Annotated in this window: 23 protein-coding genes, 1 tRNA gene and 1 rRNA gene; 4 read left to right on the top strand and 21 right to left on the bottom strand. The window is 49.8% G+C overall.

Annotated elements, in window-relative coordinates; genetic code table 11:
- Nucleotide 1: 1 nt before the first annotated feature.
- The 3 genes from E4L36_RS16680 to E4L36_RS16690 all read right to left on the bottom strand — a co-directional run bounded on the left by E4L36_RS16680 (nt 2) and on the right by E4L36_RS16690 (nt 4,705).
- Complete coding sequence (locus E4L36_RS16680) at nt 2-1,090, bottom strand: hypothetical protein (RefSeq protein WP_136681533.1); 1,089 nt, start codon at nt 1,088-1,090, stop codon at nt 2-4.
- 9 nt (nt 1,091-1,099) lie between these two features.
- Nucleotides 1,100-3,376, bottom strand: coding sequence for a sensor histidine kinase (locus E4L36_RS16685; protein WP_206064606.1), 2,277 nt, complete (start codon nt 3,374-3,376; stop codon nt 1,100-1,102).
- Nucleotides 3,377-3,841: 465 nt separating this feature from the next.
- Nucleotides 3,842-4,705 carry a YicC/YloC family endoribonuclease gene (locus E4L36_RS16690; protein WP_164847118.1) on the bottom strand — a complete coding sequence of 288 codons (864 nt, stop codon included), beginning with the start codon at nt 4,703-4,705 and terminating at the stop codon, nt 3,842-3,844.
- A 108-nt stretch (nt 4,706-4,813) separates the two neighbouring features.
- Between E4L36_RS16690 and rph the strand changes: the two genes are divergently transcribed.
- On the top strand, nt 4,814-5,587 hold the full coding sequence (rph, locus tag E4L36_RS16695; RefSeq protein WP_127694964.1) for a ribonuclease PH: 774 nt from the start codon (nt 4,814-4,816) through the stop codon (nt 5,585-5,587).
- Between the two features lie 61 nt (nt 5,588-5,648).
- Here rph and E4L36_RS16700 read toward each other — a convergent pair whose 3' ends face one another.
- On the bottom strand, nt 5,649-6,422 hold the full coding sequence (locus E4L36_RS16700) for an exodeoxyribonuclease III (RefSeq protein WP_127694963.1): 774 nt from the start codon (nt 6,420-6,422) through the stop codon (nt 5,649-5,651).
- Between the two features lie 162 nt (nt 6,423-6,584).
- Between E4L36_RS16700 and pyrE the strand changes: the two genes are divergently transcribed.
- Nucleotides 6,585-7,226, top strand: coding sequence for an orotate phosphoribosyltransferase (gene pyrE, locus E4L36_RS16705; RefSeq protein WP_136681534.1), 642 nt, complete (start codon nt 6,585-6,587; stop codon nt 7,224-7,226).
- A gap of 1 nt (nt 7,227) precedes the next feature.
- Here the strand turns inward: pyrE and E4L36_RS16710 are convergent, their stop codons facing one another.
- From E4L36_RS16710 to E4L36_RS16780, 15 genes are read right to left on the bottom strand one after another with little or no spacing between them, the layout of a single operon-like run.
- Entirely contained in the window at nt 7,228-7,635 is a 408-nt protein-coding gene (locus E4L36_RS16710; protein WP_127694961.1) for a hypothetical protein, read from the bottom strand.
- On the bottom strand, nt 7,625-8,416 hold the full coding sequence (locus tag E4L36_RS16715; RefSeq protein WP_136681535.1) for a prepilin-type N-terminal cleavage/methylation domain-containing protein: 792 nt from the start codon (nt 8,414-8,416) through the stop codon (nt 7,625-7,627). The genes E4L36_RS16710 and E4L36_RS16715 overlap by 11 nt, the downstream gene beginning before the upstream one ends.
- A complete protein-coding gene (locus E4L36_RS16720) occupies nt 8,416-8,931 on the bottom strand; it encodes a type II secretion system protein (protein ID WP_127694959.1) in 516 nt (171 codons plus the stop codon). The genes E4L36_RS16715 and E4L36_RS16720 overlap by 1 nt, the downstream gene beginning before the upstream one ends.
- The gene (locus E4L36_RS16725; RefSeq protein ID WP_136681536.1) at nt 8,912-9,418 is read right to left on the bottom strand and encodes a type II secretion system protein; all 507 of its coding nucleotides are present in this window, start codon (nt 9,416-9,418) and stop codon (nt 8,912-8,914) included. Before E4L36_RS16725 ends, E4L36_RS16720 begins: the two co-directional genes overlap by 20 nt.
- A 17-nt stretch (nt 9,419-9,435) precedes the next feature.
- On the bottom strand, nt 9,436-9,966 hold the full coding sequence (locus tag E4L36_RS18110; RefSeq protein WP_136681537.1) for a type II secretion system protein: 531 nt from the start codon (nt 9,964-9,966) through the stop codon (nt 9,436-9,438).
- A gap of 59 nt (nt 9,967-10,025) precedes the next feature.
- Nucleotides 10,026-10,529, bottom strand: a complete 504-nt coding sequence (locus E4L36_RS16735; RefSeq protein WP_136681538.1) for a hypothetical protein — start codon at nt 10,527-10,529, stop codon at nt 10,026-10,028.
- 6 nt (nt 10,530-10,535) lie between these two features.
- Nucleotides 10,536-11,765, bottom strand: a complete 1,230-nt coding sequence (locus tag E4L36_RS16740) for a type II secretion system F family protein (RefSeq protein ID WP_136681539.1) — start codon at nt 11,763-11,765, stop codon at nt 10,536-10,538.
- Between the two features lie 3 nt (nt 11,766-11,768).
- On the bottom strand, nt 11,769-13,529 hold the full coding sequence (locus tag E4L36_RS16745; protein ID WP_136681540.1) for an ATPase, T2SS/T4P/T4SS family: 1,761 nt from the start codon (nt 13,527-13,529) through the stop codon (nt 11,769-11,771).
- A gap of 21 nt (nt 13,530-13,550) precedes the next feature.
- Nucleotides 13,551-14,918 (bottom strand): hypothetical protein, encoded by a 1,368-nt coding sequence (locus tag E4L36_RS16750; RefSeq protein WP_136681541.1) that lies wholly within the window; start codon nt 14,916-14,918, stop codon nt 13,551-13,553.
- Nucleotides 14,915-15,832 (bottom strand): AAA family ATPase, encoded by a 918-nt coding sequence (locus E4L36_RS16755; RefSeq protein ID WP_136681542.1) that lies wholly within the window; start codon nt 15,830-15,832, stop codon nt 14,915-14,917. Before E4L36_RS16755 ends, E4L36_RS16750 begins: the two co-directional genes overlap by 4 nt.
- 17 nt (nt 15,833-15,849) lie before the next feature.
- A complete protein-coding gene (gene mshL / locus E4L36_RS16760; RefSeq protein ID WP_240657004.1) occupies nt 15,850-17,451 on the bottom strand; it encodes a pilus (MSHA type) biogenesis protein MshL in 1,602 nt (533 codons plus the stop codon).
- An 18-nt stretch (nt 17,452-17,469) separates the two neighbouring features.
- Nucleotides 17,470-17,757 (bottom strand): hypothetical protein, encoded by a 288-nt coding sequence (locus E4L36_RS16765; protein WP_136681543.1) that lies wholly within the window; start codon nt 17,755-17,757, stop codon nt 17,470-17,472.
- A 25-nt stretch (nt 17,758-17,782) separates the two neighbouring features.
- Nucleotides 17,783-18,469: a type II secretion system protein GspM gene (gene gspM / locus E4L36_RS16770; protein ID WP_136681544.1), complete on the bottom strand. Its 687-nt coding sequence runs from the start codon at nt 18,467-18,469 to the stop codon at nt 17,783-17,785.
- A complete protein-coding gene (locus tag E4L36_RS16775) occupies nt 18,462-19,067 on the bottom strand; it encodes a PilN domain-containing protein (protein WP_136681545.1) in 606 nt (201 codons plus the stop codon). Before E4L36_RS16775 ends, gspM begins: the two co-directional genes overlap by 8 nt.
- Entirely contained in the window at nt 19,064-19,978 is a 915-nt protein-coding gene (locus tag E4L36_RS16780) for a hypothetical protein (protein WP_136681546.1), read from the bottom strand. The genes E4L36_RS16775 and E4L36_RS16780 overlap by 4 nt, the downstream gene beginning before the upstream one ends.
- Nucleotides 19,979-20,181: 203 nt before the next feature.
- Here E4L36_RS16780 and E4L36_RS16785 point away from each other — a divergent pair.
- Both E4L36_RS16785 and E4L36_RS16790 read left to right on the top strand, forming a co-directional pair.
- A tRNA-Phe gene (locus E4L36_RS16785) sits at nt 20,182-20,257 on the top strand.
- A 169-nt stretch (nt 20,258-20,426) separates the two neighbouring features.
- Nucleotides 20,427-21,209 (top strand): TSUP family transporter, encoded by a 783-nt coding sequence (locus E4L36_RS16790; protein WP_206064607.1) that lies wholly within the window; start codon nt 20,427-20,429, stop codon nt 21,207-21,209.
- A 2-nt stretch (nt 21,210-21,211) separates the two neighbouring features.
- Here the strand turns inward: E4L36_RS16790 and fabI are convergent, their stop codons facing one another.
- Complete coding sequence (fabI, locus tag E4L36_RS16795) at nt 21,212-21,988, bottom strand: enoyl-ACP reductase FabI (RefSeq protein ID WP_136681547.1); 777 nt, start codon at nt 21,986-21,988, stop codon at nt 21,212-21,214.
- 119 nt (nt 21,989-22,107) lie between these two features.
- A 5S ribosomal RNA gene (gene rrf, locus E4L36_RS16800) occupies nt 22,108-22,219 on the bottom strand; the annotation flags it as partial.

A 22,219-nucleotide genomic window follows, 5' to 3' on the forward strand; every position in this document is an offset into this window, starting at 1 on the left:
TTTACTCAGGATGAGAGTAGTCAGGTGTACCAATACGACTGAAATAGGCCCCTAGTCTTTCAACCAAAGAAGGAACAAACTCGTTGGATAACGTCGCTACTCTCCGTTCTGTGAGATTTGATCTATTCTCAGTATTGGCTTCTAGGCAATTCATAAAGTTGAATTGGGCATGGAAAGGACCCAAAATTTCGCCCGCGCTAAGCTTTATTTGGGGAATAAAGTGAAGCTTAGGAGAACGATCTCCATGGTTTATTAACTTGCGTATTTCCTTACTAGCAGTATCTTTGATCCTGTTACTAGCTCCGTTTGCTTTTTGTGCGTGAAGCTCCAGCCACCTTTCTTGTATAGACATCAACTTCACCAATTGAAAGGTCGGGTTTTTTTCATGTGCTAAGTCACATCTCGGTGTAACAAGAATAAAATAATTACTTTCTATCTGCACTATGTCACCTGTATATAACCGTTCTTGAAGAGGAGGAATGAAATAATGCTCTTCTGGATGTACGGCGCTGACTTCATTGAGAAAGGATGCGTGGAGATGGGTAGCCATATGGCGGGTTAGAGCTTGCTCGGTCATCCCAAGATCTTCTTCTGCGTTCAGCCAGTAGCTCCAACGGGGCCAAATAGATTTTGTAAATGCTTGAGCCATAGAAGTGTTAAGGGACTTTTGCATCGTCTGAATTGCAGAAATCATATCTGCTTTGTTATCTATCCATTCAAGAATGAGTTCTATGCCATCTCCATCCCCCTTATTGAATACTCGTACAAAGTCTTTCAGGTGGTCTTCTATCACCTCTGTACCGGGTTCGCCTGTATATACAGCGCAAACCGTCAAAGAATGATTTGATAAATGAGCAAGGACTTCATTACCGTTGTGGGTTTGTTCTCCCTTTTCATCTAGCCGAATATCAACAACAGCAGCGTCAAACTTTGTATTTTCTATCGCCTTTTTTGCATCTTCTAGATTGGTAACAAACTCAGGTGTAATGATATGTACCGGGTCATCTTCCACGGCATAAAACGCGAGTTTCTCTTGCCAATTTTCTACGAGCGGTTGTACATCCTCAACAATTAATAAATTCAGTTTCATTTGATAAGCCTAGTGAGAAATTGGATATGTGATAATAAAACAGGTGTCAATAGAGTTAGCGTCTAAAGCAAGATCGCCGTTGCTGTTCTTACATGCTTCTTTCGCGATTGATAAGCCCAAGCCATGTCCATCTGATTTAAGAGAGAATCCAGCTTCGAACACACTCTCTTGGTCTTGGTCATCTATAAGTGGGCCATTATTGGATATCGATATATGGGCTAGAGAGTCTTCAATTCTAGACGAGATCTGAATGGTTTTTTTGTCGTTTTGGGTAGAATTCAGCCAATGAATAGCATTGTGTATGATATTCATCACTGCTGATTGCAAGTCACCGGAATAGCCGTAAAGCTTAAGTTCACTATCAATATCCAAATTCACTTGAATTGAGGATTCAATAAGCAACTCATCCAGCAAATTTATAGTGTTGCTTATGTTGTCTAAAGCGTTGAATTCGACAGGGCGACCTCTGCGTCTGCCAGAAATAGGATCCAAAGACTTAAATAATGACGCTAAGCCTTTTGAGCCGTCTAAAATCGCTTGTCCATATGTTGGATAGTATTTTCTAATCAACTCACCTTTAGGACTATTTTCTAAAACTAGAGGGGCATTTTTTATAATAGATTTTGCTGATGAGCTAATCGGATCTAAATATGTCCTACCATCGTGTACTACTTGTGCTACGACCATACCTAAAGCTGCGCGAGACTCTAATAGTCGCTGATATGCTTCTATTTCATCTAAAGCTTTTGTTAACGCTTGAGACTCATTTTCGATTTTTAACAAAAGGGGCTTTTGGTCTTTTTCTGCGAGATTACTAACAGCTTTTGTTATTGAATCTAATGAAGACAGCTCTCGTGCCTTATCAATTTTCTTTATGGATTTTCTGCTTATCCCTGCTTTTGCTCTGAAATCAAATCTTTTCTGCTCAACTTTGAGAAGAATACCGGTAATAAGGTTTACTAGGCGCTCAAATGCGCTATTCGTCTCTAACCCTTCGCGACTGCTTCGTTCGATTAAGTGTGAATCTCTTTCGGTTCCAACACTAATTGTCCCTGATATTTGGCCGTGACCAATTCTCTTCGATGGTTGTTGAACTCGTCGATTTTCAAGTTTTAACCAGTCATTATCTGGTTCACCATATGGTCGAATTCTAAAACCTGTTCTATATATACCAATGCCTGTGTTCTCAGAAATCATAGCTCTAGCATTTCGCAAACCGAAGTCAGAGAAATTAAGTCCCATGCGCTCAAAAAGTTTCTCTACAGATTCTTTCTCTAAATCATACAGACGCAGATCTACGTCAATGGCACCACATGAAAGTTCGCCAATTCCAAGAGGAGGAGCATCAAGTTTAATCGGCAAAGGTACGTTATCACCACGAATTATCGTAAAGGTACCATCGAAGTTGCCTTTAGAATCGAATGTTCCCTTTAGTCGATAGTCAGATTCCTTGCTTATTTTGTAAGGCGTTATTAGAGTTGTGCTTGTAGTCGTAGTCGTACTTTCGTCTTCAAGCATTTCAGCGATGCGATTGGTCTCAAAAAGTAGTTGTGGACCGTTAAAGTTGTACGGCTCAGAGTTTGTTAGTTTGAAATGTCTGAGGTCTAAATATATATCAAATGGAGCGGTGTTTTTGTCTTGCGGAGTCGCAAGACGGCGAAGTTCACGGACTAGCTTGCGAATTTTTCTCTCATCCCAAACCGTAGATAAATCTTCAATTTCAATGAATACACCTGTGCTCGTAGCACTTTGTGAATCCGATTTATTAATGTCGATATCAATGTCATCAAGGTATTTATTTGATTCAAAAATGCTCCAATCTAATTCTAGTTCGCTGGTTTGATATATATCACCTAAATTGGCAACAGAAGTCAGCTTGATTTTTTTCCCTAGACTTGCCGAGGCGAATCGACCTACACCTTTTGCTCCTAAAAGGGTACGTTTTCCAGATTTGGAAGTCGTTACTTTGCTTTTATTATCTGTAGCAGGTTCTAGCCAATCATTTAGAATATTGTCGTATGACATCCCATGGCCAAAGTCTTTGATTGTTATTTTTCCATTGTGAGTATCAGCAGGAGGAAAAATTGTAATCTCAACAGATAGGGAGTCAGCATCATAGGAGTTTTTAACTAGCTCAATTATCGCAGCTTCGGGGCCACTTATAAGTTTGTCACCGATGGTGCGAATTAATCGAGCTCTTGGTTTTAACTTAGCCATTCTGACCTCAAAGCTTTCTGTATTTTTGCGGTTAATTTCTTTAAGTCCTTCAATTGACCCTTCTTTCATAAGTAGGCCAAGAGTGCTTAGGTAGTCTTGTTGATTGCCTTCGTTATCTAATTGCAGATCTCAGTAATGGACGCAACCTGAGCTAGAGGTACTATCAAGATTTTCTTCAGATGACGAAACTATTGAATCTTTGAAAAGCTGCAATCCTACTTGTGCCTTCTATAGGACTCCTATGGGTATAGTGACTCCACAGTCGACTTTACGGGAAGACCTTTCAGTAAATAAACATAATAGATATTAGACGAAACCATCTACTTATTCTCATTTTCTCTTATTAAGCATTCAACTTTATCCATGTACCACTGACAATGAAAGGCAGGAGAATTGCTCTAAAGAAGCCTTACTCACCACTAAACTCACCAGTTGATTGAAAACAGCAGAAAGGGTTTAAAATCTACTAAGAACAAAAAAGCCCCTATTTACAGGGGCTTGGCAATTTTACGCTTAAAGAGACTCACAAAGACCTTATTCGATATTCTGGATCTGTTCACGCATTTGTTCGATCAACACCTTTAACTCAACAGCGCTTTGGGTGGTGTCAGTTACGATAGATTTAGACGATAGCGTGTTGGCTTCGCGGTTGAGTTCTTGCATCAGAAAATCTAGGCGGCGGCCAACAGGTTCTTTCTGCTTTAGCACGCGGCGTACTTCCTGTACGTGGGTGTTAAGGCGGTCCATCTCTTCATCTACATCCGCTTTTTGCGCCAGCAGCACAATCTCTTGTTCGAGGCGCTGTGGATCTAGATCATCGGCAAGTTCGGTGACTTTTGCTTTTAGATTATTGCGTTGGTTCTCTAGGATTTGCGGTAGCTTGCTGCGCACCTCTGCCACGACGCTGGCAATGCTCACGAGGCGCTGTTCGATCATGTCGGCCAGTTCTTTACCTTCGCGTTCACGCCCAGCAACAAGGTCGTCTAGGGCACTTTTGAAAAGGCGTAGCGCTTCGTTTTTAACCTGCTCCATATCAAGGCGGCTGTCTTGAAGCGCACCCGGCCAGCGCAAAATATCCAGCGGGTTGAGTGATTCGGATACTGGCATCAGTTGTTCAACCTCGGCAGTTGCGTCTAGCAGTTGCTGCACGAAGGCTTGGTTCACTTGGAGTTTTTGCGCGGACTCTTCGGGTACAAAGCGCAGTGTGCACTCCACTTTGCCGCGGCTAAGGCGCTTACGTAGTAGCTCGCGTAGCGGGCCTTCTAGCTCGCGTAGCGATTCTGGCAGACGCAGGTGCGGCTCCAGAAAGCGGTGGTTCACTGAGCGGACTTCCCATGTCAAGCTGCCCCAGCTTTGTTGGCTTTCTTGGCGGGCAAAAGCGGTCATACTACGTGTCATATGCGGTAATCTCGATTAAAATGCTGTCATTCGATTCAGTTTAACAGCCCTGTGAGCTTTGCTCTATGTGTGCTGTGTCCTCCTTAAAAAGATAGGTTATTTTTACAGATGAGCTCCTCTATCTCCGATCAGCTTCAAACGTTGGGTATTGCTACGATCCGTCCAAGCGGGCGCCAAGTTGACCAGCTACGTGATATTCGCATCACACGCCACTTCACAAAGCATGCCGAGGGCTCTGTCTTGGTGGAGTTTGGTGATACCAAGGTGCTGTGTACCGCTACCGTTGATCGCGGCGTACCACGTTTTTTACGTGGTTCAGGCTCTGGTTGGGTAACGGCGGAGTACGGGATGTTGCCGCGCTCAACAAACACGCGTAACGACCGTGAAGCCGCACGCGGTAAGCAAACAGGTCGCACTATCGAGATCCAGCGTTTGATTGGCCGCTCACTGCGTGCAGCGCTTGATCTGGATAAGCTTGGCGAAAACACCATCACCATCGACTGCGATGTATTGCAGGCGGATGGCGGTACGCGTACCGCATCGATTACGGGTGCTTGCGTAGCGCTCATGGATGCGATTGCGTTCCTAAAGAAAGATAAGCATGGTGCACTGAAGGGCAACCCTGTTAAGCATATGCTGGCAGCGATCTCGGTGGGTATGTACAAGGGCGAAGCGGTGCTCGATCTAGACTACGCCGAGGACTCGTCTGCCGAAACCGATATGAATGTCATCATGACGGAGAAAGGCGGTTTTGTTGAAGTACAAGGCACCGCTGAAGGTGCGCCTTACACGCAAGATGAGCTAAACGCGATGCTCGCGCTCGCTCAGAAAGGCATTAAAGAGATTGTGGAGCTGCAAAAAGCAGCGCTGGCGCAGGACTAATCCAATGCGGCATGTAAAAAGGGCGCTAAATAGCGCCCTTTTTTGTCATTGCATGCGGTGTTTAAAAATCACCTTCGTAGTCGATAATCAGCGGCGCGTGCTCAGAGAACATCTCATCTTTGTAGATCGACACATTCTTCACTAGCTTACGTAAATTGGCTGTAGTGATTTGGTAATCAAGGCGCGCACCCTCGTTTAGCTTGCGCGCACGATTGTAATCAGGCCACCAGGTGAACTGGCGCTCGGCTTTGTTGATCTCGCGGAACGCATCCACATAACCCAAATCACCTAGCATCTCTTCCATCCACGCACGCTCGCTCGGTAAGAAACCCGATACGGTTTGATTCGCGTACCAGTTACTCAAGTCGATGGTGCGGTGAGCGGTGTTAAAGGTTCCGCAGAAGATAAAGTCACGGCGCTTACGCAGTGTCTTTTTCAGATGGCCCATGAAGTGTGCCATGAACTCTTCTTTAGTTTTCTGCGCTTCGTGGCTTTTCAAACCCGATGGAATAAACAGCGACGATACGCTCACTTTATCAAAGTCGGCTTGAATAAAGCGGCCCTGATAGTCGCATAGCTCAAAACCTAGGCCCGTCATAATCGCTTTGGGTACATGGCGGGTGTAGATGGCTACGCCACTAAAGTCGTCATCAAACGCTTCAAAAAAGTAGGGATAATATCCTTCAGGGTGATAACGATCACCGTCCAGCTGATACTCACGGGCGCGGATGTCCTGCAAGCAGATAACATCGGCATCCTGCTTAACCATCCAATCAAAAAAGCCTCGGTCAGCCGCTTGCTCAATACCCTGTGTATTGAAGGTGATCACACGCATGTCTGGTTTATCCTATAAAGCGCATACAAACACAAAAAGTCAGACGAGGAATTGTATAGTCTCGCGCTTGAAAAAGAAATTTTCCCCGCTCGGAATTCTCGTTCCTCCCCTATAGATAGTGGTAGAATGGCGCTTTTTCAACCCAGACAAGAGGCAGCGAGCATGCGCGACTACCAACGAGAGTTTATTCAATTTGCAATTGAGCAGAACGTTTTACGTTTTGGTGAGTTTACCCTCAAGTCTGGCCGCGTAAGCCCTTACTTCTTCAATGCGGGCCTTTTTAACTCTGGTACAGCCCTAGCAAAGCTTGGCCGCTACTACGCTGCAGCTCTGCAAGATGCGGGTATCGAGTACGATGTGCTGTTTGGTCCTGCGTACAAAGGTATCCCTCTGGCCGCTACAACGGCTGTTGCGCTATCCAATGACTACCAAGTCGACACACCTTATGTCTTCAACCGTAAAGAAGCGAAAGATCACGGTGAAGGTGGCAACCTGGTGGGTGCGCCGCTTGAGGGCCGTGTGCTGATCATCGATGACGTAATCACCGCTGGCACCGCCATCCGTGAGGTCATGGAGATCATCAATGCAGCCAACGCAACGCCTGCTGCGGTCATGATCGCATTAAACCGCATGGAAAAAGGCCAAGGTGAGTTGTCTGCTATTCAAGAGGTTGAGCGTGATTACAACATGCCAGTGATCAGCATTGTTTCGCTAGAAGACGTTGTAGCGTACCTGCAAGAGGTGGGCGGCTACGCTGAATCGATCCAAGCGATCCAAGCCTACCGCGCTCAATACGGTATCTAAGCTAGCGCGAGATACGCATCTCCACCACACGCGTTGCGGAATCAACACCGGTGCCGCAGCGCCCTACGCTTTTAACGGTAAAGTAGTCGATGGTGTTGATGGTTACCTGCGCACAGCTAGCCTGATAGCTGCACTCACGCAGCCCTTGTGTGGTGAAGTTAGCAGGCGCAGCCATAGTGGCGCAGGTTTGGCTGTTCTCTGGGTGTAAAAGGGTTGATAGGTGTAGCTGCGCACCAGACTCAGCGGCAAACAATGCACGCGCTGCTAGAATCTCTTGTGAACGATACTTTTGCGATACCGTCGCGATATTGCTCATCCCTACCACCACAATCGCTAAAATCACGATCACAAAGATCGCAGAGATCAGGCCTAAACCCGCTTCACGGCGTAACGAACGATTAGGGCACATTGCGGATCTGTACCTCCTGCTGAATACGTAACGCCTCTCCTCCCTGCTCAACCGCAAACTCCACCATCACCAGAGCATTGCGCTGCAACGAAGCGCCAATAAGCTCAAAAGGCTGACCATCGTGGGTCACTGGAAACGCTAGCAATGCCCGCGATGGCTCGGCAGTTGGCAACTGAGCCGGTAACGGCTGCACGCTACGGCGGCTGTAGCCTGTGTAGCGGTAGAGCCGATCCCCCTGAAAGCAGTAGCTGATCGGGCCGCCCACAATGTACATACGCTGGCTGGGCGAATCGGTTGGGAACTGGTGGGCAGACGCTAAGCTCAGTGCCACTGGCGCATTACCCGTCAGATCACTCGCCGCACTGGTGATCGCTGGCGATATCACAGCGGGTGAGCCACCTTGATAAATCGCCGCGGTACTGATTGGGTAGATCGCCACACTCCCCAAAGCATCAGGCGTCTCACTAAATGGCACAACGTTAAAACTATTAGCAGGGGTTGCTGTTGGCGCCATCAGGTACTGAGTGGCGTTGTTGATCGGGATAAACTCGAGGCACTGCCCCGAAACGCGCGCGCTATTGGGCAGCGCATTGCGTACCTCGCGGATAATTCGATCAATCGCTACACGGCTCGCTCCCGCCATACCATCACGCCGCGCCATATCGGCATACCCTTGTACCGAGTTGACGATAAACCCCGTTGCTCCAAGTGATATGATGCCCAACAGCACGATCACAACAACCAGCTCCACCAGCGTAAAACCCAGCTGCCCTCGACGCATCAGAAATTACCTCGGTACGCGACAAAGCGTTGTACGCTCTGGCCTGGCGGTGTCACCGCAACCTCTACCCGCTTCACTGTGCGCGCAATGCGAGAGAAATCATCGTGCGCATAGCTGACTTGCACAGCAATACGGTAATTCTGGTATTCCGGCCGCACGATACCCAGTGCATTTTCCGATGGCGCTTCGTTGAGCCCATCATAATCATCCACATCGTCAAAGGTTGCGCGTGTCTCTCCCTCTGGCCCCAGCACCGCAGAACAACTCGTTGATGAGCAAGGCGGTACACCTCCCTCTGGTGTGTTCTCGTCATAGCGCTTTGCCATAATCTCTTCCAGATACGCTTGGCCAAGATAAGCGGCTTTGGCGTGCCAAAAGGGATCAGCACTGCGGCTAGCGGAACCAGCCCAGCCAGAAATCAATGCCACCAGCGCAATACCAATGATCACAATCGTGACAATGCTCTCAACCAAAGAGAAACCGCGCTGACGTTTGTTAGAGGCAGGTATTAGCATAAGCAAAGCCGGTGGGTGAAATACAGAGCGCACGGCCGCTGACGGTGAGCGCTAGGCTACGGGTAACGTCCGCAGCCGCCGGAGATTCCAACCGCGCTAAATCACCCTCATCGGTATAGCGTAGTGTTAACGTATCGCCGGTATCGAGCTGCCCATTGATACCTGCCATCGCGTAGTTAAAGGTAATATCGCTCTCGATACCATAGCGTAAGGTCTGTTGTGGAGCGCCAAAGCGCAACTCCACCTGCCAGGCATCATCGGCAGCTCGGGTCAGGATAAAGAGGGTGTCGCTTTGTTGATGCGCAACCGCAGTGCGCTGGGCGAGGCGAAGATAAGCCAGTAGCTGATTCGAGAACAGTGAGCTCTCGTAACTCCCCACGTTCCCCAAACGTGAAAAAGCCACCGCACTGAGAATCCCTAAGAGGGCCAGAACGGTGACCAATTCGATCATGGTAAAGCCAGCAACGTGGCGCCGCAGCTTGTGCATTTTAGGCGCCAGCCAGATTAAGGCTCGGTTGTTGCAATCGATACGTCGCCATTGTTGGAGTCGTAAGTGATATCGCGTGTTTCAGCAGCAGAGCGGCCGACCTGATAAGCGTAAGTACACGTTGTTCCCGCACCATTCGCCGTTGCAACATAATCGATGCCTGCACCTGCTGCTATTGCAACTGTTGGTGCACTACCTTGCAATACTGCACCCCAAACCGCTACGCAGTCTGCATTGCTAAGTGACTGATCACCCGAGCCATTAGTAATTGCTGCACCGTTGGTACCTACAGGATAACCACGTACGTTGGCGATAATATTCAAACCATCGATCGCTACGGTATTGCCTGCCGCTACGTTATCCACCACCGACTGAGCACGCACCAGAGCTACCCCTGCGCCTAAACCACCTGCTGCACCGGATACGGCAGCACGACGTGCGTCTTGGGTAACATCGATAAAGCGTGGCAGTGCTACCGCCGATAAGATACCTAGCAGCGCAATCACTACTACCAGTTCAATGATTGTGAAACCAGATTGTCGTTTCATTTTCCTACTCCTAGTTAATCGACGGGCAGTTCAACTCTGCGCCATATCGCAAAAACGTCCTAAAACCAGCTATACGGTGTGACAGGATGGATAACTAACTCCAAGCTTGTCCTCTTAGCTACTGCATCGGCAGCAGTGTGCTTTAATTTAAGCACAAACTGAACAAAACGTGAGTCGTTTCCTTCAATTTTCAAGTAGTTATTATATTCAGCTAAATACAGAATGTGACCACTTGCTGTATCGTAATACCAACGCTTTGATCTCAGTTGGCCTTTTTGTTGCCCTGCTATCTCGCCACCGTAAAACTGCGGCGGCTCGGCAAACCACACAAACGGGTTTTGCCCCTCTAACATTGTGATTTTCTGGGTTTCTCCACGTATGTAGAGCTGCGCCACCCGCCGGTTCACTTGATGCTCCAACTGTCGCACCACGGCGTCCATCGCCGCAGCTTCGGTTCTTGCCGCTAAGCGGTCCAAATACAGAGAGAGCACACCGTAAAAGCATGCCACCAGTAAAATGCTGATGACGCCTTCTAAAAGCGAAAACCCCTGCTGCCTGCGCACCACTATCTATCCATTGATGGTTGTATTGAGTTCCCAAAGCGGTAAAAAGACGCCCAACGCTAACACAAGCACCATTGCGCCAATCGCGATAATCAGGATGGGTTCAATGGCACTGGCGAGGTTTTTCAGGTCGTAGCTGACCTCCTCCTCGTAAAAATTGGCAACATCTTCCAACATCTCATCCACTCGGCCGGTTTCCTCACCAACCGCTAACATCTGCATTACCAGCGGACTGAACATCTCGGTACGAAATGCCGTCGCGGTAAAGCCCTCACCGCGCTCAATCCCTTTTCGCATCGTCGCTACTTTCTCACCGATAAACTCGTTATCCAGCGCACGAGCAACGATCGAAAGCCCTTGCTCAATTGGTATTCCTGCGCGCAAAACCACACTAAAAGTCCGCGCAAAGCGGCCCAGTGTTGCGCGATAAAGAATACTGCCAATCAGCGGGATGCGCAGCTTCCAGCGATCCCATATGGGCCGCCCTTTAACGCTTTTCTTCCACCGAGAAAAGCTAAAGAAAAGCGCACCTAGGCCCACTAAAATCGCGGGCCACCACGCGAGCGTAAAATCGGAGATACCGATCAGTATCTGGGTTTGCCAAGGCAGAGCCGCACCAAACGAGTCAAAGACCGATTTAAATGCCGGGATCACAAACACGTTGATCACCCCCAGCGCCACCGCGATGGCAATCAATACAAAGGTCGGGTAGCGCGTCGCCTGCTTGATGCTGCGTATCGTCTGGCGCTCTAACTCGAGATACTCGGCCATCTGCCGAAAAGAGTCGTCCAACCGCCCTGTGTTTTCACCTATATGGACAATACTGACATACAGATGGCTGAAAATTTTCGGGTACTTATTCAGTATTGTAGAGAGCGAGTTCCCCTTCTCTAGCTCATCGGCAATCTCGTGCAACGTGGTGGAGAGCAGAGGATTACGAATCGTATTTGCTAACCCGCGCATACCGTTTGTAATCGGTACACCCGCGCGGGTAAGGCTCGCCATCTGGCGGCTAAACATGATTAGCTCATCCAGAGAGACCTTCTCAAACAAGCGAATCTCACCCCGCTTGCGGTTGCGCTTTTCATTGGCAGCGGCCTTAGCCATCTCGATAGACACAGGTGTAATCCCCTGCTCCAACAACATCGCCGCCACTTCATCACGGTTGAGTGCCTCGTGGTTACCCGTTGCCTTTGAGCCATCGGCTCGTCTGCCACTGTAGCGAAAGGTAGCCATCCGTTACTCCAGCTCCAAACCGCCAGCTTTCTGCTCGGCGACCTGCTCAAGATAGAGGCTATCATCCAACTGCTCGGTAACGCGGAACACCTCGTTCAACGAGGTCACACCTTGTGCGGCTAACTCAAGTGCGCTGATCACCAACGGCTGATACCCTTCGCTACGGCGTGCCGCTTGTGCGAACTCAGCGCTATCGTTACGGCGCAATGCATCGGCCATCTCATCGTTAAATTCGAGCAACTCAAAAATACCGATACGCCCTTTATAGCCGGTGTTATTACAGTACGCACAGCCTTTACCATGTTTTAGCTCAGCCGCTTCAATGCCTGACTCCTCGGCTTTGATATCTAACCAAACGCGCTCCTGCGCTGTTGGCTGGTAGGTGGTCTCGCAGTTGTTGCAGATACGCCGCACCAACCGTTGTGCCAAAATGCCCCGTAAGGCGGTACCTGCCAAATAGCCCTCAACGCCAATATCAACCAAACGCATCGCACTCGAGATCGCATCATTGGTGTGCAGTGTTGAAAGCACAAAGTGGCCAGTCATTGCTGCGCGCATGGCGATATCGGCTGTTTCTAAGTCACGAATCTCACCGACGAGTAAGATATCTGGGTCCTGACGCAAGCAAGAACGCAACACTTTGGAAAAGGTCAATCCTATCTGCGGGTGCACCTGCACTTGGTTGATGCGCGACAGCCGATACTCCACCGGATCCTCGACGGTGATGATCTTCTTGGATGCATCGTTCAGTTCATGCAAAGCCCCATACAAGGTCGTCGTTTTACCGCTACCGGTAGGTCCTGTAACGAGCAAAATGCCGTGGGGTTCACGGATCAGTCGACGCAAACGCATCAACAGTCGCTCAGGTAAGCCGGCTTTATCCAAGCCGATAATACCGGCGCTCTGATCGAGCAAACGCATCACAACCGACTCGCCATACTGGGTTGGCAGCGTGGATAAACGCACGTCGATATTGTGGCTCTTCACTGTGATATTGAAGCGTCCATCCTGCGGTAAGCGCTTTTCAGAGATATTGAGCTCCGCCATCAGTTTCAGACGCAGTACCAGCACCGATGCGATCCGGGTGTCCTTCATAACGTGCTCTTGCAGCACGCCATCCACACGCTGGCGAATACGCAACACGCTTTCGTCAGGCTCAATATGGATATCAGACGCACCCACCTGTACCGCATCTTCAAACAGGCTCTTTAAGAGCCGCACCACCGGTGCATCCACCTCATCGGTGGCGGTGAGGCGTGAGAGGTCAAAGGTATCCTCAGCGATATCTTCACTCAGTTCACTCGCTAAGCTATCGATATCGCTCGTGCGGCGATACATCAGATCAAGGGTTTGTAGAAGTTGGCTCTCAGCAACAACAGCTAGCTCAACTTTTTTCGGCAACAAACGTTGCAGCTCATCGAATGCGAAGATATCCAGCGGATCAGACATTCCCACCAAAAAGTGATCCGGATTCTCTTTTAACACCACCGAGCGAAAGCGTCGTGCGTGGGTCTCGGAAAGCTTCAGGACATCCTGTTGATCAAAATTGTAGTGGGCCAAATCCACCAGCGGCACTTTCAGCTGCTGCGCCAAAAACTCAAGAAACTGCTGCTCTTCAACATAACCCAAAGAGATCAGCGTACGCCCTAACTTTTGGCGGGTTTCTTTCTGGCGCGCTAACGCCTCCATCAGCTGCGCTTCAGTAATAACGCTGTTTTGTACCAGCAAGTCGCCGATGCGGATTTTCATCTTCGGTGAAGCCATAAGCGTATCGCGGTTCCTTTGTTATCTGGCTGCCAAACGTTGCAGTTGCTGGGTTGCGAAGGTGCGTGCAGCGCCATCTAAAGTGGGGACTTTCAGCGCGTTTTGATAAGCATCACGCGCTTTAGCTGGCTGTTGCAAATGCTCCAACGACACACCCATATTGAGCCATGCACGGCCATTTTGAGTATTCAGTTCCAAGAGTTTCACATAGTGCGCGACGGCCTGCTGATGCGCCCCCAGCTGTTGTTGAGCTGCAGCGAATAGCTCGAGATAGTCCTCGCGAGCGGCCCCTTCAGGGAACGCTTTAAGCCTTTGCAACGCTGCGTTGGGCTGCCCTTGTTGGAGGGCTGCACGGGCGCGTAACAACGCCCAAGACAGATTATTTGGCGCGTGTTGCAACTGCTGCGCTACGGCGGAGTAATCCGCCTGTGCCAGGTAGATTTGAGCCAGCAGATAGCGGCTTTGTAACGCTTGTGGTTGCTGACTCACGTGGCGCTCCAGCTGGGCTTGTGCCGCTGCTGTTTGCCCTTTGCCAAGCAAGCGCTTCGCTGCACGAACTACCGAAGCATCGGTCACCCGCCGCTGTACCTTTTTCTGCACCGGTTTCTCTACGGGCCTCGCAGCAATCGCAGGTTTAGCAGGCGCAATGTCAGGCGCTTCGACATCTGGCGAAGGCTGAGATGGCGAAGCGCTGGTGGTCGGCGGTGGTACAGTGTCTTGATCCTGTATCGCGACCTCGGCTTTAGGCGGCGTAGTTGCGGTTTCGGGTAGACGCTGCGCAACCGAGATCTGTAGCCTTGCGGGGTCACGCTTTAGCTGGGTTTTAAACTCCACATCATGCGCAGAGGATAAGCGAAAGCGGCTTCCAACGTCGCTGGCGATAATATCCATGCCGTTCAACAACCCACCGAGACTGCTCGGCGGCGCTGCCGCAAGGTCGACATTCTGTAACTCAATATCTAGTTGCTGAGAGCCTTTAGCATGGACGACATAGGGTGCGGTTTGATCTAGCCAGAACGTAAGATGGCCTTGGGCTGGCCCTGTCTGCATCCAGTTGATCGCGCTAATACGGTTTACTGATTTGACTTCGGCAGCAAGCTCAGGCGCTTGCTGATTTTCTGTACTCACGGTTTGATAGGCAGGCTCATTGCGCGTCACAACGGACTCTTCAGGAACAGCAGCTACCGGTGACGTTTGTGTCATCAGCTTTTTGTTAAGGCCAAGAAAGTCCATCAATAAAAAGCCAACAATGCCGATCACCATTAGGGAGGCAATGGCTAAAAATAGACGGCTGGGGCCGGACTTTCGCGTCGGGACCGGCGTATAGCCCTCGCTGCCTTGACGCTGGCGCTGATCTAAATCGCGCAGCATATCGTTTACCAAGCTCATATCATCCCCCGTAGCCAAGCCAGATAAACAGCACCGCATAGCAAGGTGGTCACAAGCCCTGTCCCTAGCAACCAATGCCCGGGGTTGGCACGCGCTACCGCGACCGCACCTTCGGTATCTTCAACGGCGTGACGAACATGCTCCTTTTTGATCTGCATCTCACCGCGTCCGTACGCCACCATCAATGATTTATGCGCCAAAATGTTCACCAGCCGTGGCACACCGCCTGACGCTTTTGCGATCAACTTAGCGGCACCTGGAGCAAATAGTGCCAAGCCATCAAACCCAGCGCGATGCGCACGCTGCTCTAAATACTGCGCCACCGCATCATTTGACAGCGTATTGAGATGGCAGCTAAAGGTGATACGCTGCTTTAATTGGCGCAGTGAATCACGAGCCAAGAGCTGATTGAGTTCAGGTTGCCCAAACAGCACCACCTGAAACAGCTTTTCCGACTCGGTTTCCAGATTGGTCAGCAGGCGCAACGCCTCGATAGTCTCCTCTGGCATGGCTTGGGCTTCATCCACAAGCAGTATGGTGTGCTGACCCGCTTTCGCGATCTCAACTAAACGCAAATTGATGCGGTTCACCAACTCGTAATCAGGCACCTCTAATGCATCTTCAATCCCGATCTCAAGCGCGAAGTTGCGGCGCAGTGCTTCGGGGCTTAAATAAGGGTTAGGCAGATAAGCGGTAACGCACGGCTCTTTATCCAGCGTATTGAGCAGCGCGCGGCACAGCATCGTTTTTCCTGTACCCACCTCGCCCACAACTTTAATAAAGCCATCACCGCTACCCAACGCCACCAACAGCACGTTCAGTGCCTCCTGATGCGTTGGTAACTGCAGAAAGAACCGCGTATTCGGCGTTAGCGTATAGGGAAGCTCTTGCATCCCAAAGTGCTCTAAATACATACCCTAGGTGTGCTCCACTAACGTGGTTTTAGTGATTGAAAGCTTTGTAGCGAGCGTTCCAGCTCACTTTTCCACTCTTGTGACCCTGTCACAACCGGCTTCAGCAAGATCACTAGCTCACTTTTACTCGAGTTTTGGCGGCGTTGCTGGAACAGCGTACCTAATCCCGGAATATCACCCAGCAATGGCGTCTTCGCCTGCGTGTCGGAGCTGCCAGATGTCATCAAGCCACCAATCACAATGACTTGGCCATTACGTGCCCGTACTACACTATCGGACTCACGAATGGTGCTCAGCGCCAACGGAATATCAAATGAGTCGTCGCCAACTTTGATCAGCTTCTGCTGATCTTTCACCTCACTCACCGAAGGGTGAATATGCAGCACGATATCGTCATCTTCACTAATTTGTGGCGTGACATCCAATGCGATACCCGAGAAGAACGGCGTCAGCTCAACGCTCGGTGACGTTGTGGTGGTATCCCCTGTTGTCGTGGTGTTTTCAATCTCGGTCACGAAGAACTCATCTGAACCCACTTTGATAACCGCTTTTTGGTTATTCAACGTTGAGACGCGCGGGCTAGAAAGCACTTGCACATCACCCTGAGTGCCGAGCAGCTCGATCAGTGCCGTAAAGTCATTTAAGTTGAGTGATGCTGAGAACACACCACCAATGTTATCTGGGTTATTTAGCTGAGTACCGGCAATGCCTCCCACGACAACATTCTTGCCATCGTTGCCAATTGCGGTCCAATCGATACCAGCTTGGAAACCGTTATTCAGGCGGACCTCAAGAATTTTCGCCTCGATCACCACCTGACGGCGCAGAATCAGCTCCGAACGCGCGAGATATTCCTCGACCAGTTGTTGATCGCTCGGCATACCACGCACCACCACAACACCTGCCTGCGGCGTCACCACGACCTGTTGCCCTTGCTCACTACCAACGATGGCGGCTAGCGTTTGCTGCAACCCACCCCAGAAGTTTGCCTCGGTGCGCGTGCTAATAGCAGAGCCGACAACCGCTTCGGTGCTGTCGTTATCCGAGCTGCTGTTTGAACTGCTATCTTCCGAACCACTGTTACTTGACCCTGCGGTGGTCACAGCACCAGCGCTGACTGAGATCTGGGATTTACCCTCCCGCAAGACATCAAGGTAGTTGAGTTGATAGATCTTGGTCTCAAGCTTGGCCGGTACCACTTGGTAAAGGTTGCCGCTGCGCTTGAACTCATAGCCATACACATCGCGCACCGCTTGCATCACCTCAGGTACGGTCACATCCTTTAACTGCAGTGAAATATCTCCACCAATCGCTTCATGGACGATCATGTTGTACGGCGTGCCCTCAACAAGTCCCATAAAAAAGGCTCGAGCAGAGAGCTGGTTTGCCGCCACATCAAAACGCTCTTCTGTCGCTTGCGCTAATTGGCCTAAATCAAGCGGAGGCAAAGGCTGTGGTGCAGGTAAAGCTTGTGCCGTTGGTGCCGCGGTCTCAATCGCTTGCGCGAGTATCACTTCCGAAGCTTGCTTAGGTGGCTCCTTAGTAACGTGCCCTACAAGCTGGCAGCCCGAAACCATCGTTGCCAGTGTCAAGATCGAGAGCTTTCGCATCTTATTCATAAACAAACCTTGTCCTATCTACCGCTTCGTTTTTACAGATGGCTCAGCTAGGGTGGTTACCCAACGAGCTTCACCAGCGACTACAAGCCGAACGCGGGTCGCTTCTATGCGTGCTACATAAGCGCCATCGACGTGTTCACCCTCACGAACGGGTTGCTCGTTGATAATGGCCAGACGGGCACGCTTGCGAAGAATAATGGATGAAACTGTAAACTGATCGTGAGCCTCTGCCTCGCTCAATAGCGCTGCTGGCAGTTGCGGCTGAGTAGGGTCATTGAGCTGCGCCGCACTCAGCGACGTCGCCATCAACAATAGCGCCGAGCAAACATACTTAACCACCGATCCATGCCTCGCTGATACTTAATGTATAGATACGCAGCGTTACTAGCGCGCTGGGGTGTTCAGCCACTTGGTAGCTCATTTGCTCCCAAAAGAACGCTTGTGGCAACGACTCTAGCTGCAACAGATACGCATATACCCCGTTATAGTCGCCCTCTAGCGTGACCTCAAAACCGTGCATGTAAACGGGTGCAATATCAAGCGCCTCCCCTTGTGCACTCTCCTCCGCCGCAGGTGTGTCTATGTCCGCGGCGCTGGTCAGTTGAAGTTGCTGTACGGGTAATGAGCTGAACTTGAGTAATTTAACGCCGCTCTCACGCTCTAAAACCTGCTCGATAAGTGGCGCGACCTCCGACGGCGCTACCAAATATTGAGAGCGTTCACGGATAATCTCTTGCAGCTCGGTCTGCTGCCCAACTAACCCCTCGATCTGCGCACGCACTTCAATCGAAGGGTCTTCTTTCAGCATGCGGCTAAGCGCTGAAATTTGTACCTGCCGAGCGTTGCTCGCTCGCTGCTGCGCCGCTAACTGGTTATCGATTTGCGCCGACCGCTTCATGACCGGTTCAATCAAGACAACGAATAAGAGCAACGCAAGTATCACGAGCACAGAGACAAATACCAGCACGCGCTCACGGGTACTCAAGCCGTTAAAGCGCTCTGCCATCTGATTAATCACGCTCGCCTCCTACGCGTTGCCCAGCAATCGTGAAAGTATAAAGGCCATCATCGTCGCGTGTGGTCTCTAAACTACTAAAGTAGAGCGCGCCAAAATGCTCGGCAGTGCTAAGAGACTTCACCAACAACGGCACGAGATCGGCGTTTTGAGCGACCCCCTCTAGGATAAGCGCTTGCCCTGGGCCTGTGATGGAGAATTCAGTAAACCAAAGTTTGTTCGGCACCTGCTCCGATAACATCCGCATATCACGAGAGAAACCTGAGCGCTGTGCCACCTCAACCTGCTCTAGGAGGTCAGCCAGCTTCGCCTGCTGAGTCAACATCCCTGTAAGACGATCACGGCGGGCGACTAAAACAGGATCTGGCACTTGCTCTGCGAGCAAAGACTCCAAACGGTTTAATGTCTCGCTCTGCTTACGCTCGGTATCGGCGTAGACGCGCAGCTCGTTATCTTTGGTCGCCGTTTCAAAATGCAGCCAAGCTGCCATCGCGCCAGACGCAACCAAGATAACAGCAGCAAAAGAGAGCATCTGCTTGAACGTAAACTGCTGTTTTACCACCTTAGGTCGCGGTGGCAGCAGGTTGACTCTCTGCTTCATCCTTTGCTCCTCGTCTCAACCCGCAACGCTCCCGCTATAGCGAGTAAACAGTGTTGCTGCAGCTCAATGGTTAATGAGATTTCAGACGCGATACTATCCGCAAGATCAAACGACTGAACATCGGCCCCAAGGTTTTCTCTCAGCTCCCTCATTAGCGCCGTCTCACCAACCTGAAGTGGCAGCAGCAAGATGCGCACACATGGGGGCTTACCAATCTGACTCTCGAAGTAATCCATCGAGCGTTGCAGATCCAGTACAGTACTCTCTAGCGCGGCAGGGCTACCAGATGCCAACGCACGCGTCAGATAAAGGGAGCTACCTGATAAAATATTCAGAAAACTGCTTTTATCATCGAGATAAAGCACCGCTGTACCTGCCTCATTGTCACAAACCTCCTCAACGAGATTCAGCAATGCCATTTCAGGTATATCAACATACGCAGGGGTTAGGCCTAAAGATTCCACCCAAGCAATACGCTTCTCTACCATGCTGCGCTGCGCGACTACAACATAAAGCATCTGACCGCGGCCACGAAACGCATCTTCAGGCAACTCAAAGTAGTCTAATACCGCATCATCCGTTGGATATTGAATGAGGTCTTTAACACGCCACAGTAGTGCTTCCTTCATCTCATTGGCGGGTACTTCCGGCGCTTCGACTAGCAATAGCTGGTATTCGCCACCGGACAGCACAAGCGAACAGCGCATTCCTGTTAGGTTAGCCTTATCGAGTGAAGCGGTAATGGAAGGCGCGGCAATATCGGGGGTTCCGGAAAACAGCTCAGCAAAGGCAAGCTTTGAGGCATTGGCTCCATGTGAAGAGGCAATCGCAACACCCGATTCACTAACGTGGATAGAAACTAATCCAGACTGTCGCTTTTTTCCGCGCTTGAATGAGAACAAGTTAGGCATCCTTTAACTTTTGTAAGATAGTAACGACTGTTTCCATCAGGTAGAAGAACTGATATCAAAATATGAACCGCTTTTTAATATAACGTCAGGAACTGCTAATAATTTAGTCTCAGTATCGGTTTTATTTATATGAATTTAAAATAAAAAGTAAATTCACTCTTGATCTACGAACAGGTTTTTGATTGAATATGCGCCATCTTGAAGCCCAGATAGCTCAGTCGGTAGAGCAGGGGATTGAAAATCCCCGTGTCGGTGGTTCGATTCCGCCTCTGGGCACCATTCTAAAAATGGCGCTCTGCTGTTAATCTTCCTTTTCATACCCGCCTATAACGTCATGGTAATAACTTAATTGTTTTATCAGCTAGTTATTTTGTAGGTAATTTCTGTACCACCTAATCTGACTAACGATCTATAACGAGTACTGCGCAAACAGGACAAAAGTACCCTCATGCTGGAACTTGATCTACTCACCCTTAGTTTATTGCTACTTGTCGGCTTTATTGGTGGAACCGTTGATTCAATCGCAGGCGGTGGGGGCCTTATTACTCTTCCAGCTTTACTAGCAACCGGTATGTCTCCTGCCATGGCGCTTGGCACAAACAAGTTACAAAGCTGCTTTGGTTCGTTCTCAGCGACACGCTTTTTTATCAAGCAAAAACTGATCAATTTACACGATATGCGCCTTGCCGTTATCTGTACTTTTGTTGGCAGTGCGACAGGTACTCTGCTAGTACAGCAAATTGACGCAACAGCGCTCAGCCAATTATTACCGTTGCTCCTAACAGGTTTTGCTCTCTACTTTCTTTTCTCTAAACGTGTTAAAGATGAAGATAGCCAGCGCCGCATCGGTGAAGCCGCATTTGCCCTTATCTTTGGCACCGCTATTGGCTTTTATGATGGATTCTTTGGTCCAGGCACCGGCTCGTTCTTTGCTATCGCTTTTGTTTCATTGGCAGGCTTTGGCATGGCAAAAGCGACTGCACATACGAAGCTACTTAACTTCACCTCTAATATCGCCGCATTGCTATTTTTTGCGCTGGGAGGGCACGTAGCGTGGGGGATTGGCTTAACGATGGCAGTGGGCCAGTTTTTAGGCGGAAGGCTCGGTTCAGGATTGGTAGTTGCTAAAGGAACCACTCTGGTTAAGCCGTTGATTGTTTGCGTATCAACGATTATGTCGGCACGCTTGCTCTATCAAGCTTACCCAGAGTGGTTTAGCTGGCTCGGTTAGCCTTACGCCATAATATGGTGGCCAGCATCGACAAACATCTGGCTGCCGGTATGGCCTGTTGCCCAATCACTAACAAGAAACGCAACCAGCTTGCCAACATCATCCGGGGTACCTAAACGGTGTAAAGGCGAACGACGCACAGCATCATCCATAAGCTCATCAAAGTGGCTGATGCCCGATGCTGCTCGCGTCGGCATCGGCCCTGGCGAAACCGTATGAACTCGAATATTCTTCTCACCTAGTTCAGCCGCCAAATAACGAACAGAACTCTCCAAGGCTGCTTTTATCGGCCCCATCATTGCGTAGTGATCAACCACCTTTTCTGAGCCGTAGTAGCTCATTGTGATTAATGTGCCACCATTCGCCTCCATCAGCTTCTCTGCTGCGCTAGCAACACGAATGAAAGAGTGGCATGAGATATCTATAGCTTGCGAAAAACCTTCTGCGGATGTATCCACAAGGCGCCCTTGCAACTCGGTTAATGGAGACCATGCAATGGAATGGATAACAAAATCAAGGCTGCCCCACTCTGCTTCTAATTGCGCAAATAGTGCCTCAATAGCACCAGGCACCGAGACGTCACAGGGCAAACAAAGCTGTGCATTCAGCTCCGGAAGCAGCGGTTCAACAAACGGTTTTGACTTCTCGTTTACATAAGTAATACATAACTCAGCGCCAAGATCAGCCAGTGCCTTAGCACAACCAAAAGCAATTGAGTGCGAGTTCGCAACGCCCAAGATCACACCGCGTTTACCACTCAGTGTCAGTGCAGCAGTCATTGATGCATACCTCGTTAATATTGAGCCGCCACTATACGGAGACGAAATGACGATCCTGTGACAAATTTTTCCCATATAAAAAGCCCTGACCGTTACCGATCAGGGCTTCTTAATTAAAAGCTTGGCGATGTCCTACTCTCACATGGGGAAACCCCACACTACCATCGGCGCTAAATCGTTTCACTTCTGAGTTCGGGATGGGATCAGGTGGGTCCAACTCGCTATGGTCGC

This window comes from Neptunomonas sp. XY-337, assembly GCF_004959845.1.
In the GTDB taxonomy this organism is placed as follows: domain Bacteria; phylum Pseudomonadota; class Gammaproteobacteria; order Pseudomonadales; family Balneatricaceae; genus Neptunomonas; species Neptunomonas marina.